The organism is Methylomonas sp. HW2-6 (assembly GCF_052474525.1).
In genome coordinates this window covers 1142886-1156322 of record NZ_CP184124.1, presented here as the reverse complement: position 1 = coordinate 1156322, position 13437 = coordinate 1142886, and the positions used below count along the sequence as shown (strand labels likewise).

The 13437-nt window shown below is 54.8% G+C and carries 13 protein-coding genes; all 13 read right to left on the bottom strand.

The features are described from left to right. Positions 1 to 7 precede the first annotated feature (7 nt). The 13 genes from ACH518_RS06325 to tssA all read right to left on the bottom strand — a co-directional run bounded on the left by ACH518_RS06325 (position 8) and on the right by tssA (position 13380). Positions 8 to 298 carry a PAAR domain-containing protein gene (locus tag ACH518_RS06325; protein ID WP_140912045.1) on the bottom strand — a complete coding sequence of 97 codons (291 nt, stop codon included), beginning with the start codon at positions 296 to 298 and terminating at the stop codon, positions 8 to 10. Between the two features lie 12 nt (positions 299 to 310). After that, on the bottom strand, positions 311 to 904 hold the full coding sequence (locus tag ACH518_RS06320; protein WP_445372275.1) for a DUF6931 family protein: 594 nt from the start codon (positions 902 to 904) through the stop codon (positions 311 to 313). 104 nt (positions 905 to 1008) lie between these two features. Then, complete coding sequence (locus tag ACH518_RS06315) at positions 1009 to 1623, bottom strand: hypothetical protein (RefSeq protein WP_445372274.1); 615 nt, start codon at positions 1621 to 1623, stop codon at positions 1009 to 1011. A 276-nt stretch (positions 1624 to 1899) separates the two neighbouring features. Then, on the bottom strand, positions 1900 to 2502 hold the full coding sequence (locus tag ACH518_RS06310) for a hypothetical protein (protein ID WP_445372273.1): 603 nt from the start codon (positions 2500 to 2502) through the stop codon (positions 1900 to 1902). Between the two features lie 114 nt (positions 2503 to 2616). Beyond that, the gene (tssH, locus tag ACH518_RS06305; protein ID WP_445372272.1) at positions 2617 to 5307 is read right to left on the bottom strand and encodes a type VI secretion system ATPase TssH; all 2691 of its coding nucleotides are present in this window, start codon (positions 5305 to 5307) and stop codon (positions 2617 to 2619) included. Positions 5308 to 5340: 33 nt separating this feature from the next. After that, complete coding sequence (gene tssG / locus ACH518_RS06300; RefSeq protein WP_260839268.1) at positions 5341 to 6396, bottom strand: type VI secretion system baseplate subunit TssG; 1056 nt, start codon at positions 6394 to 6396, stop codon at positions 5341 to 5343. Then, positions 6378 to 8264 (bottom strand): type VI secretion system baseplate subunit TssF, encoded by a 1887-nt coding sequence (tssF, locus tag ACH518_RS06295; protein ID WP_445372271.1) that lies wholly within the window; start codon positions 8262 to 8264, stop codon positions 6378 to 6380. Before tssF ends, tssG begins: the two co-directional genes overlap by 19 nt. 6 nt (positions 8265 to 8270) lie before the next feature. Then, entirely contained in the window at positions 8271 to 8771 is a 501-nt protein-coding gene (gene tssE, locus ACH518_RS06290; protein ID WP_278209762.1) for a type VI secretion system baseplate subunit TssE, read from the bottom strand. Then, on the bottom strand, positions 8771 to 9577 hold the full coding sequence (locus tag ACH518_RS06285; RefSeq protein WP_445372270.1) for a type VI secretion system accessory protein TagJ: 807 nt from the start codon (positions 9575 to 9577) through the stop codon (positions 8771 to 8773). Before ACH518_RS06285 ends, tssE begins: the two co-directional genes overlap by 1 nt. A gap of 60 nt (positions 9578 to 9637) precedes the next feature. Next, positions 9638 to 10120 carry an Hcp family type VI secretion system effector gene (locus ACH518_RS06280; protein WP_445372269.1) on the bottom strand — a complete coding sequence of 161 codons (483 nt, stop codon included), beginning with the start codon at positions 10118 to 10120 and terminating at the stop codon, positions 9638 to 9640. Between the two features lie 165 nt (positions 10121 to 10285). Further along, positions 10286 to 11773, bottom strand: a complete 1488-nt coding sequence (gene tssC / locus ACH518_RS06275) for a type VI secretion system contractile sheath large subunit (RefSeq protein ID WP_278209765.1) — start codon at positions 11771 to 11773, stop codon at positions 10286 to 10288. A 3-nt stretch (positions 11774 to 11776) separates the two neighbouring features. Then, entirely contained in the window at positions 11777 to 12307 is a 531-nt protein-coding gene (gene tssB / locus ACH518_RS06270; RefSeq protein WP_256611893.1) for a type VI secretion system contractile sheath small subunit, read from the bottom strand. A gap of 38 nt (positions 12308 to 12345) precedes the next feature. Then, positions 12346 to 13380: a type VI secretion system protein TssA gene (gene tssA, locus ACH518_RS06265; protein ID WP_445372268.1), complete on the bottom strand. Its 1035-nt coding sequence runs from the start codon at positions 13378 to 13380 to the stop codon at positions 12346 to 12348. Positions 13381 to 13437 lie beyond the last annotated feature (57 nt).

The following is a 13437-nucleotide window of genomic DNA, read 5'->3' as shown; positions in this document are numbered from 1 at the left end:
CGGCGAGTTACCCGATCAATACGGTCGGGTAACCGACGACAATGGTGCCGCCGTGGGCGCAAGTGTCGCCCATACGGGCGGCCGGCATATTGCCAATCAATACTGTCGTGGAACCCATCGCAATGGTATCGGGAGGTCCGACGCAAACCGCCATATCTGTCGCACGGGCAGCGGGCATATTACCGATTAAAACGGTGGGGGCGCCGGGGCCGGAAATCGGCCCGCCCACATGAGGTACCGGTCCGGTGAACATTGGGCAAACATGCATATCGGTCAAGCGTGCGGCGGGCTGTCCCATATCGTCCCTCCATCAAGCCGCTTGCCAGACCCGGCCGTTGCCGCCGTTGGCGATATCGATACCTTGCTCCAGAAAGAACTGGTATTTGTCCTGGGATTTGTCCGGCTGCGTCAGCACCGCGGCCAGCATCACGGCCCCGGCCACAGCCTTACCGGTCAAATTGTCGGCCGGCGGCACGGCCGGCACGTTTTCCGGCGCCATACTGCCTTCACTCCAGAACGCCGCCATTGCCGCCCAAGCAGCCGGGTTTTCGAACGACGCATCGTGGGCTGCGCTGTTCGCCAATCTGCGATTGGGTTCGGTCGGCTTGAACACCCATAACTCGGCAGCCTCCAAGGCTTTCACCACTTCCGGCTTGGTATCCGGTCCGACCACGCTGCGGGCGCTGATGCAGGCCCACCAGGTTGCTTCCCGCTTGGGCAAGGCTCTTGCCAGAAACCGAACGGCATCGGGGAACAGTTTGAGTTCGATCAAGTTGCGCAAAAATGCCGCCGGTGCCAGGTCCTCGGCCAAACAACGTAACGCATCCGGCTCCAACTGAATATCCCGGCAAATTTGCGCCGCCGTGGGCATCGTCACTTTGCGTAAACTTACCGCACTTGTCATGCTGTCTCCCATCTCCAACGTGTCTGATTTCGGATTTTCTCTGTCGTGATTGCGAATCTGCAAGTAAAAATCTTAACCGTTGAACGCCAAGTTAGCTACCCGGTTTAAAGCGCTTCGAACGGGTTTACATTGGCCCAATCCGTTTGCAATACCGCCTGCCAACAATTAGCCTTACCGTGCGCACCGCCGCCGGTGGCATTCGGCAAATCCACAACCATGCCGACATGGTCGCCCGCCAACCCCTCGACACTGACTAAATCGCCAGCGATCCGAAAATTGACGCCGGGACAATCGGATGCGCTTTTCGATTTCCAGGTTCGAATCATCATTTGCGGCTTGAGTATATTGACATGGGCTGCTTTGATCACTTGAGCCATCGCCGGCGCATTAAAGGTGACGAAAGGCACTCCTTCCCAAACGCCAATCACTTGAGCCAACCCGCCTCCTAATGAGTGCCCGGTCACCGATATTCTTCTGCCATTGGCAATTTGTTTGGCGGCCTTCAGCATTTGTCGCGCCGACGAACATTGGTTGGGCAGAATACGTAGACCGATTCTCAGATCCGCCCCAATATCCGAGAATAGTTTTCCCTTTTGCCCCGGATTCGTGCCGCAGCAACCAACCACGACATCCGTGCTGCTGCACCAGATGCCGCCTTGAAACCCGTCGCCATACCAGGTCCCCGACTCCCACTTCTGCACCTGCCAATCGTCCACCATATGCCCTGGGGGCTCGGAGTAATATTGGTTGGCGCTTTTATAATATGCGGCGATTGCGATTTTTGCGTAGTCTAGACAAGTTGCCATCTAACTAATTTTGAAATGTGAATTAAAAACTGGCCTTTTTCTCTAAAGCGGAAGAAATAAAACAGACCACTACACGCTAGAAATATCTTGTTCCGCTTCCCACTATAAATTGCCAAAGCAAAAACTCACCTAGGAAGCGAATTGCGGAAAAACTCAATTTAGATTTTCAGCAAAAATCACCAACTATATTCATCTAACAGGGTATAAGGTCTGGACATGGATGCCATCCATTGGCAGCTTATCCACAATCATTACCGCCTGACTAAAATCTTCCAAGTGAGTTATATCCGAATCTTTACTGGCAAAATTCATTTTAAACGCATTTTCTTTAACAAACTCTAATCTATCCAATGATTTAGAAATCTTCACTCTATTCGAGGCTCCATCTAGCTTCGCCAATTCGACTTGTCCTTCATCAGAGTTAAGCAAAAACCAACCCACAACAACCGCTTGTTGTACATCTAGAAACGAACCTGAATTATCTTTTGAGTTATCAATAAAACTACCAAATGCACCTTTCGCTTGCTGAGTATTCATACCCGGATTAAGAGCCTTCCAAATATCACGATGTTCGGACTCAGGCCTTACTACTCCAGTAGGCCCCATAATGATGGGGTGGGTACTATCGCTCTTTAAAGTCCCGCTTAAGCGATCAGATATTTGCAAACCACTTACACCAACATGCAAACTCAGAATATGACTAGGTTCGTTGCTAACCGGACTTGGCAGCCCTTCTCTCGTAGTTAAAATCGCATGGACTTCTTGTTTAGAATATTTTCTTGCTCTAGCCATCTTAAAATCTCCACTTTCAAAGAAAAACTTTTTTATTCCAAAAACACAACAAAAACGAATCCGCAGTTATTTGATAACGCGAAATAGCTGAGTATTCAAAGCATCACATCACGATTAGAACTCATATCCAAAATCCCCACCCTCAACCTTAACCTGCACCCGCTCGATCGGCGCACCCTCCATCATCCGGGTCAAAAACTCCTCGCTGATTTTCGGCAGGACGGTATTGGTCAAAATTGCATCTATCATCCGGCCGCCGCTTTCCAATTCGGTGCAGCGGCTGGCGATCAGTTTGATCACGTCGTCGTCGTAGTTGAACGGGACCTTGTGGGTTTCTTCGACCCGCTTTTTGATCCGGTTCAATTGCAAGCGGGCGATCGCGCCTATCATTTCGTCGTTTAACGGATAGTACGGAATCACCACCAAACGGCCGAGCAGCGCCGGCGGGAACACCTTCAGCAACGGTTCGCGTAGCGCTTTGGCAATCCCTTCCGGTTCCGGCATCAGATCCGGGTCTTTGCACAGATTGGCGATCAGGTCGGTACCGGCGTTGGTGGTCAATAAAATCAGCGTGTTTTTGAAGTCGATGACGCGGCCTTCGCCGTCTTCCATCCAGCCCTTGTCGAACACCTGGAAGAAGATTTCGTGCACGTCGGGATGAGCTTTTTCGACCTCGTCCAGCAACACGACGCTGTAGGGCCGGCGCCGGACCGCTTCGGTCAACACCCCGCCCTCGCCGTAACCGACGTAGCCGGGAGGCGCACCTTTCAATGTCGACACGGTATGCGCTTCCTGGTATTCGCTCATGTTGATGGTAATGACGTTCTGCTCGCCGCCGTACAAGGCTTCGGCCAAAGCCAATGCGGTCTCGGTCTTGCCGACGCCGGACGTACCGGCCAACATGAACACGCCGATCGGTTTGTTCGGATTGTCCAATCCGGCGCGCGAAGTCTGAATCCGCTTGGCAATCATCTCCAACGCATGGCGCTGGCCGATGATGCGTTGTTCCAGATTGTCGGCCAATTTCAGCACGGTTTCGATTTCGTTCTTGACCATCCGCCCGACCGGAATCCCGGTCCAATCCTGCACCACGGCGGCGACGGCCTGATGGTCGACGGTCGGTAAGATCAACGGCGACTCGCCTTGTTGTTCACGCAATTGCGTTTGCAAGTCTTTCAATTCGGCCAACAAGGCATCGCGGTCTTCCTGCGCGTCAGTCGAATCGGTTGTTGGTTCGGCTGCACCGTCCACCGCATGTCCGGCCGAACGCAATTTGCTGCGCAACGCCAGAATCTTGCCGACCAATTCTTTCTCGGCGTTCCAACGCTCCTCCAAACCCACCAGCCGCTCGCGTTCGGCTACCAATTTTTCGTTGGCCGACTCTTCGCGGCCAACCACTTCGACACCGACGGTTTTTTCGCGGCCGATGATCGCCAATTCGGTTTCCAGCGCTTCGATACGCTTGCGGCAGTCGTCGACCTCGGCCGGCACAGCGTGCTGGCTGACGCCGACTCGGGCGCAAGCGGTATCCAACAGGCTGACCGCCTTATCCGGCAGTTGCCGAGCCGGAATGTAGCGGTGCGATAATTTCACCGCCGCTTCCAGCGCTTCATCCAGAATCAATACCTGATGGTGTTTTTCCTGTACTGAAACCACGCCGCGCATCATGCGGATAGCCTTGGCTTCGTCCGGCTCGTGGACTTGCACGACTTGAAAGCGGCGGGTCAAGGCCGGGTCTTTTTCGATATGTTTTTTATACTCGGCCCAGGTGGTCGCCGCGACGGTACGCAATTGGCCGCGCGCCAACGCCGGCTTCAACAGATTGGCGGCATCGCCAGTGCCGGCAGCGCCGCCGGCGCCGACCAGCGTGTGAGCTTCGTCGATGAACAGAATGATCGGTTTCGGCGAAGCTTGGACTTCTTCGATGACTTGGCGCAGGCGGTTTTCGAATTCGCCTTTCATGCTGGCGCCGGCCTGCAGCAAGCCGACGTCCAAGGTGCGCAAACTGACGTCGCGCAAAGACGGCGGCACGTCGCCGGCGACAATTTTCAAAGCAAAACCTTCGACGACCGCCGTTTTGCCGACCCCGGCCTCGCCGGTCAGAATCGGATTGTTCTGGCGGCGGCGCATCAGGATGTCGATGACCTGGCGGATTTCCTCGTCGCGGCCGACAATCGGATCAATCTTGCCTTGGCGGGCCTGTTCGGTCAGGTCGACGGTGAATTGTTTCAGGGCCTCCTGCTTGCCCATCGCCGCCGGCGCTATCGCACCGCTGGCCTCGCCCGGCGTCGCGGCGATATGGCTGCCGTCGGTTGCCGTTTGGCCGTCTTCCGGCGAACCGGCAATCACATTCGGCAGCTCGTCGGAGACGCTGTCCGGTTTCAGTTTTTCAAATTCACGGGAAATGCCGATCAGCTCGTTGCGCAGACCTTTGGTTTTTAGCATGCCGACCAGCAAATGGCCGCTACGTACCTGGTTTTCGCCGAATAACAGCGTGCCGTAGACCCAGCCGCGTTCGACGCTGTCTTCGATATGCGGCGAGAAATCGGAAATCGAGGTCGAGCCGCGCGGCAGCTTGTCCAGCGCTTCGGTGACTTCTTTCGCAATCCGCGACATGTCCAGGCCGTAATGCTTGATCGCCCGATGCAGGTCGGAGTCGGGCAATTGCAGCAATTGGCTCAACCAATGCACCAATTCGACGTAGGGGTTCCCCCGCAGCTTGCAGAACACCGTCGCGCTCTCGACGGCTTTGTAACAAACCCGGTTGAGTTTCCCAAACAGCTTGACTCGGCTAATTTCTGCCATCGCTACATTTCCTGTTCAAAAGTTAAGGTTGGTTTAACAGTTCGCCCCTACGGCGATAAATGGGTCGAGCAATAAATCGTCGGCGTCGCATTCGCTACTGCGCGGCCCCAGCCACATACTCCAGCCCAGTTGGGCATAGCCGTTCATACTGCGCTTATCCTGTTGCGGCGGCACACCCAGAGCCATTTCCGGCGGTACTTCTGCGCATTTCAATACCAATTGGGCATCCCACACATACTCATCACCGACGTAATTCCGTACGGCGGACTTGACTTGTTCGAACAATACCGCGCCCGGCAACAATGCCAAATAATCGGCCAACGCCATCGGCCCCAGTACGACCTTGAATTTGTGCTGACAACCCCAGACCGAAGCACCCAGTAAAGCGGTTTGGCCTAAGCTGGCAATTTCGGGACTTGCACCCAAGCGCGTTTGTTCGGCCGGTTGGATATCCATCCACTCGCCAACGAACTCCTCGATACGCACCCCTAGCCCCAGGACATCGGCAATCACGGCGCGCAATCCGTCGGGATGTTTGGTTTGGACGGAAAAATGGCCGGCATAAAACAGTTTCGCCCGATCCGCCAGCGCATCCCGCTGCTGGAAAGCTTCTCCGGCAACGCCCGCCAAGCTACCGACATAAAAAGCAAAGCGGTCGGTGTGCGGCCGATCGTAATGCACTTCCGGTCGAGCATTGGCCCAAGCCCGGTAAAACAGGCTGATCATGCGATGGTGAAACACATCGGCAAACCGGGCCAGGGTCGGGTCGTGATGGTGGCGCGCACGTTGCCGGGCGTATTCGGTCAAATGCAAGGGCAACGGACCGTTCGGGCCGAACAATCCCATAAAGTTGACTGCCAGCCGGGGCTTTGCCGAATTAGCACTCTCCGCGACGTAAGCCGAGATGGCCGACGCCGGAAACTCCAATCCGGGTTCCTGAGACAAGCGGATCGCATCATCCCCTGCTTTCAGACTTTCGCCCAACCGCGGCTTGTCCGGGTGCAAGGTTTCTATCAAACGCAAAGCTTCGAAAAAATCGAAGCGATCCGCGGCTTGCCGCAATTCGTCGATCAAAACGTTTGGCGGCATCCCATCCTCACCGGCCATCTGGCCACTTCGCCGCGGTCGGTAGTCCGAATCGCGGTTTCGACGAAGGAATTGATCGACACGTAACGGGCAAAGAACTGCTCCAGCACTGTACCCATTAAGAAATACCCGCCGCCTTCGAAGGCCGATTCGTCGAGTAAGACCGATATTTCCAGACCGCGACCGAACACCATCGGCCCTTTGGAATCGATGCGCCTGACTACATTCTTCGAGCTAACCGAAATGACACCCTCGATTTGCTTCTTGATCGCCGGCTCGCGGCTTTCCGCATACAAGCCCAATAATTCCCGCAATGCGGCGGCGCCGGTTTTCTGATCGCTGTCGATCAAGGACAAGTAATTCAGCGACAAATGGTTGATCAAGCGCCACACCGTATCCGACTCGTAGGCTGCCGGTAGCGGCCGGGTTGGCCCGGCGATACAACGGATCGATTTGACCGGCGCACTGATCTGGAGCGTAAAGTCGGTATCGCCCAAACCAACCGGCATGACCAAAGGCAAATCGCGGTTGGTGCAGAGCGTCTCAACGCCCAACTGCTCCAATTTGGTGGAATAGGGGACCTCGGTCGCGTCGACCAGGGCGATAAACACTTCGCTGCCAATGTAGCTGGAACGCACGCCTTTGCGGCGCTGTTTGGACGACAACACCCGTTTCGTCCGTCTTAGCGCATAAAATGCGGTTTCAGCCTGATTCTGGTAAGCCGATTTGGAACCGTAGAACGGCAGAAATGGTTGCTCGCCGGCTTGGTCGTTTCCGTAGCCACAAACCTCGTTAACGCTGTACACTTCGAAATCCATCGGCCGGCTGCGGTCGACTACCAAATGGTATTCGGACTGGCGATGGTCGACGTGCATGCGGTCGGCGCGCTTCGGGAACAAATTGATAGCCGGCGCGCAAAACAGCGCCAAATTGTTCTGGTCCAACGCGTTGACCAGTTGCAAATCGCTCCGGTCCAACAGCACGAACAGCTCCAGTTCCTCGCTGTCGCAGGCCGCCGTCAACTGATTCAACCGCTCCAACTCGACAAACAGGTAGCGATCCGGAAACGCGAAATATTCCTGCAATATCCGGTAACCGTCGAACGAGCGCGGCGTTTGCCTGAGCAACGCCTCTTCCTGATTGAAGCCCATGCCACGCGCCACCCGGCCGTTGGCGTATTCGAAACCATGGGACGCGCCGGCTTTGAATTTTGCGGCCAAGCCCACCGCGTTGGCCAAAAACTGCTCGTACAAGCGGTAAGGAATATTGCCGGAACCGCGCAAGAACAAGGGCAAGTTTTGCAGCGGCATCTTGCTGAACTTAATGCCGCCGACCGTACGCAACACGATGCGGAATGCGGCCTTGACCGTCGGCGGATAGCGTCCCGGTGTCAGCCCGCTGCTGGAAATCGCCGCCAAACTGGGCAAATATTCCAATTGCGCCAGTTGCAGCGGCCAAAGTTGCACCGGTTGCGAAGTCCTATATTCGCAGGCGGTTTGTTCGCCTTTCGCAATCAAGCTGCGCAGCACAGTATCTTTAGCAATGGTCAATCCTTCCGCCAACGCCGCCTCGGCCAGATCGGGCTTGAATTCCACCACCGTCATCGACGGCGTCGCCGACAAATAATGCGGATAGACAATTTGCAATAACTGCTGGGTAAAATTCGGAAACTCGGCGTCGACTTTAAGCTGTACCCGCGCCGCCATGAAGGCAAAGCCTTCGAACAGCCGTTCGACATAAGGATCGGAACACTCGAAGGTATCCAGGCCCAGGCGGCCGGCAATTTTCGGAAATTCGGCGGCGAATTCGGCCCCGACTTCCCGCACGTATTGCAATTCGCGGTTGTAGTATTTAAGCAGTTTCGGATCCATTGCCGCTTAATCCAATTCCTGAATACTCATTTCCCCGGTCTCCAGATCGAGGTCGCTACGGATAAACAAATGAATCGGCAAGGGCTGCGCCCACAGGTCGCCTTCGATAGTAAAAGACAGGGCTTTGTTGCTCATTTCCTCATCGTCCTTCACCAGTTCCACCGATAGCGAATCCGGCAGGATGCGCGGTTCGAAACTGGCTATCGCCTGTTTAACCTTTTTCTGGATCTGTTTGGCATCGATCCCTGTTACCGATACGCCGGAAAACACCGGCGAACCGAAGTTCAAAACCGAATTAGCCACGCACGGGTAGTCGCCGAGATCGATCATGCTTTCCAAGGCCGCCGTGTTCAGCAGCCAACTTAAATCGCGCAGTACGCTTTGCCGGAGCTGGCGCATCGACATGACGCGCTGTTCCCGGCTTTCTTTTTGGTTCTCCGGCGCATCATCGGTCAAGCGGTCCAACAAGGACGGCTGTAACCGCTCAGCGTGAAGCAAATCGGCCATTATTGTGCTTCCGTTGCGGCGGCCAGTTCGATGCTGCGCACATCCAACAGCGCATAATCGTCGACATCGGTCGCCAATAAACGTTGGCCAAGGCCGTGCGCAGCGTCTGCCGCCACCGACTGCCAGTCGGTGAGTCGAGACAGGCGAATCCGGGCATCGTCGGCCAGTTCCGAACCGGGGTAACGCGACGGAATAAAGCCTTCGGCTTCGCCGCCGTTAACCCAGGTGAAATGGGCAGGCAGCCAGACCAAATCGCGCAAGTCGGTCGGCTGTTCCAACTGAATCTTGCTGATTTGCATGAAGGGAATCCAATAATAACGACCATTGATAATCGCCTCCAAACTGGGACCGAGCCGAACGTCGGCATCCGCAATCCAGGCGAATGGGGTACCGTCGATGGAGCCGGGCGTAGCCGGCGCCTGTTGCATGGCACGGCCGCGTAATTCCGCTGCAAGGGTGTGGTTGCCGTCAATTTCCAATTTCAACGCTTCCAGCATCAGGGCCATCCATTCCTGCGGTTGGCCGAAAATCAGTGGTGTGGTGCGGGCGGCAAATACTTCCTTACGCAAGGCCTCGCACTGTAAAACCTGCTCGTAGGTGCTGACCATCAGTAGAGAGGATGCATCCAGATCGCGCAACACGTTGAGTTGGTTGAGAGCCTTGTCCCACCAGCCCGATACGCAATACAACTGGAACAATAAAACCCGCAGTTTGGCGTCCGCCGGATTCTGGCGAATCTGTTGCTGAGTTTGCTGCAAAGCGGGATCCAGTTCTCCGTTTGCGATCAGTTGCGAAACACTGAGCATGACTTCTCCAATAGATCGTAAAAATATCCCCGGCAACGCGAAGGCTGCCGGGGACGGCGATTAAAAGGTTTGGTTTTTCATCAAGTCCCAGCCTTTGAACGCGCCGGCGGTGGCTGATTTGCCTACGCCGAAGGTGCTGTACTTCATTTTGGCCTGGTTGAAGTTGAGGGAAATCGATTCAGAGGGACGCTCGCCGCCGCTGCTTTGGCTATAGCTGCTGACGATGGCGTCCGAAAGCTCGATCTCCAAATAGACCTGTTGTTTAGTATCGGCACCGCCGGTTTGAATGAAATGAATCGTCGCAGTGCCCAAGCTTTTGCCGCAAATGGCCTGCATCCACAAGTCCACTGACGCAACGTCCATGCTTTTGCTGATGGCCACTTCCGAAAAAGACGGATTACTGGTATCCCGGTCTTTACCGACGCCGCTGGTGCTGATCGCACGGCCTACGCCCCATGACAGGGAATCAATCGTGATCCAATCCGCGTGGCCCTCGACGGTACTGTCGCCTTTAATTTCGGTTGCAAATTTCAATAAAATCATACTGCTCTCCTTTCCACTTTGGTCATTAAAACAAACGGGTATGCCACCCGGGATTTATAGGTCCCGGCAATGCGGGATTTATAAAATTTCTTGCCGCTCACCGCGGCGAGCCGAATGCTCATCACAACAATCCGCAAGGCATCCGGCTCAATCGAGCAATCCAATTTATCCTTTCTGCGACGGCAATTTAGATGTCAGACGCAAAGACACCGTCAGACCTTCCAATTGGTAATGCGGCCGCAAGAAAAACTTGGATTGGTAGTAGCCGGGATTGCCTTCCACTTCCTCCACCACCACTTCGGCGCCGGCCAAAGGCCGTCTGGCTTTGTCTTTCTCGGTAGCAACGGCAGGATTGGTCAGTACGTATTGGCTGATCCAGGTATTCAACCAGGACTCCATATCCTCCCTTTCCTTGAAAGAACCGATCTTGTCGCGGACGATGCATTTCAGATAATGGGCGAAGCGGCAGGTCGCGAACAGGTAAGGCAGACGCGCGGCCAAATTGGCGTTGGCGGTTGCATCCGGATCTTCGTATTCGGCCGGTTTTTGTAAGGACTGTGCGCCGATAAACGCGGCAAAGTCGGTATTCTTCTTATGCAGCAACGGCATGAATCCGCTTTTCGCCAGTTCCGCTTCGCGGCGGTCGGTAATGGCGATTTCGGTCGGGCATTTCATATCGACGCCGCCGTCGTCGGTCGGAAACGAATGCACCGGCAAACCTTCCACTGCACCGCCGGACTCGACGCCGCGAATCTGCGAACACCAGCCGTAATATTTGAACGAGCGGTTGATGTTGACCGCCATCGCGTAGGCCGCGTTGGACCAGGTATATTTGCCGCTGTCGGCTCCGGAGGTATCTTCTTCGAAATCGAATTCTTCGACCGGATCGGTTTTGGAGCCGTAAGGCAAACGGCTCAGGAAGCGCGGCATTGCCAAACCGATATAGCGTGAATCGTCCGATTCGCGTAGCGACCGCCACGCGGCGTACTCGGGCGTTTGGAAAATTTTGGTCAAGTCGCGCGGATTGGCGAGTTCAGACCAGCTTTCCATTTGCAACACTGAAGGCGCGACACCGGAGATAAAAGGCGTATGCGCCGAAGCGCTGATCTTCGCCATCTCGCCGAGCAATTCGACGTCTTGCGGGCTGTGGTCGAAATGGTAATCGCCAACCAAACAACCGAAAGGTTCGCCGCCGAAGGTGCCGTACTCTTCTTCGTACAGTTTTTTGAACAGTGGACTTTGGTCCCAGGCGGTCCCTTTGAATTTTTTCAGGGTTTTGCCCAGTTCGTTTTTGGAAATATTCAACACCTTGATTTTCAACATCTCGTCGGTTTCGGTGTTGTTCACCAGATAATGCAGTCCGCGCCATGCGCCTTCCAGTTTTTGGAAATCGGGGTGATGCAGAACCAAGTTCAACTGCTCGGTGATTTTTTGGTCCAGACTGGCGATGATGGCCTGGATCGATTTGATGGCATCGTCCGAAATTTTCGCGACGTCCTTCAAGGCGTATTGGGCCAGGGTCGCTACGGCGGTATTGACCTGATTCGCCGCCTCGGTACCCGGTTTGAACTCCTTGGCCAGCAATGCGGAGAAATCGTCGAACTCCAGGGTTTGGGTTGCACCTTGCGCGCTTTGCGATTCTAATTCTGCCATGGCTTATTCCCCTTGCCCTTCGGTGGTTTCAGCTCCGGATTCGGCTGGCTTGGCCGATGCCGCCAAGGTTTGCAGCAAGGCCGGATCGTTAATTAGTTTGGCGATCAGTTCTTCGGCGCCGGTTTTGCCGTCCATGTAAGTGATCAGATTCGACAGCTGGGTTCTGGCCTCCAGGATTTTATCCAGACCGGCGACCTTTTTCGCGACCGCGGCCGGCGAGAAATCGTCCATGCTTTCAAAGGTGATATCGACGCTCAAATTGCCTTCGCCGGTCAGGGTATTGGCGACCTGGAACGCAACACGCGGCTTCATCGATTTCAAACGATCGTTGAAATTGTCGACGTCGATTTCCAGCAATTTGCGGTCGGCCACGGGAGCCAACGGTTCGGAAGGCTTGCCGGACAAATCGGACATCACTCCCATCACAAACGGCAACTGTACCTTCTTCTCCGAACCATACAATTCGACATCGTATTCAATCTGCACCCGGGGCGCCCGGTTTCGCTGTATAAATTTCTGACTACTCTCAGCCATGTTCTTCTCCAGTTGAAATAGTAAACAACAGTAACACTTTAGTTCAGATCGGGACCTTTGATTAGATCAATTTGCGACAGCGCATCCGGCATCAGGTTATTGACTATGCTCAGGAAATCCGCGGTAGCAAGATACTTGGCACGTTGCAGCAAAATAGGCACCGGGCTGGAAGGCTCGTAGTCGGCGTAATATTTGCAGAGCAAGTCTAACGTCCGAACGACATCCGCACGCGACTCTATCGCCCCGGACACTTGTTTGACTTTAGCCGGTGCGCTGCCACTGGTTGCGTCGGCTTCGTCTTGCTCGGCATTCTGTTCGGTGCTTTCGGCTTCGCTTTCCAGTCGGCTGCCGGCGAGTTGGTCGAACTGGTAACTGATTTCTTTAAGCAAGGATCGGAGCGCCGACAAATTGGCGCCCTGGCCAACACCTACTTTTTCGCTGACAAAATTCTCTAACTGCGCCACGCTGGCAATACTCTCGCCGATCGCCCGGAACGTTGCGCCCAATTCCTCACCGTCCACATCCAAAAATGCGGCCTTGATGGCGTTAATATCGGGTTTGGCAACGCCTTCCGGCGGCTCCAACTTATCGGTCGCATACTGAATGTCGCGTAAACAGAAACGGCCTACGGCTTTGGATTCGACCAGCGGCGTCAAACTTAACGGCCGGATGATCCAATCGAAATTCACTAACTCTTCGATGATATTGATCCGCAACGTCGGATCCAGGCCGTCGTCCGGGTCGAGTTGCGGGTGAATGCTATCCCAATACCGATTCACCGACTCCTGCAACAGATCGAGCCCGTCGCGAAAACCGGTCAAGCCTTCCAACGGAATCAACGCTCTGATCAAGTACAAAATCACCTGCAGATCTCTGGTTCTCTCCAACAATGCCAGAGTTTGTTTTTGGATATCGCGCCAGTTGGGCGGCATCGCTTTTTCGCCGGTAAACTGATTTTCCGGCGTGCCTTGAATATCGGTGTCCAACGCAATCCGGGCGGCGTCATATTCCAAGTTGTCGCCGCAGGGGTTATCCGGGCTTATTTCGTTTAACAAGCCTGATAAATCGGCCATGTTCTATTCTCCAAATCGGTAAAATCCAGCACCAGCGGCAAACAAGGCAGCCAAGTC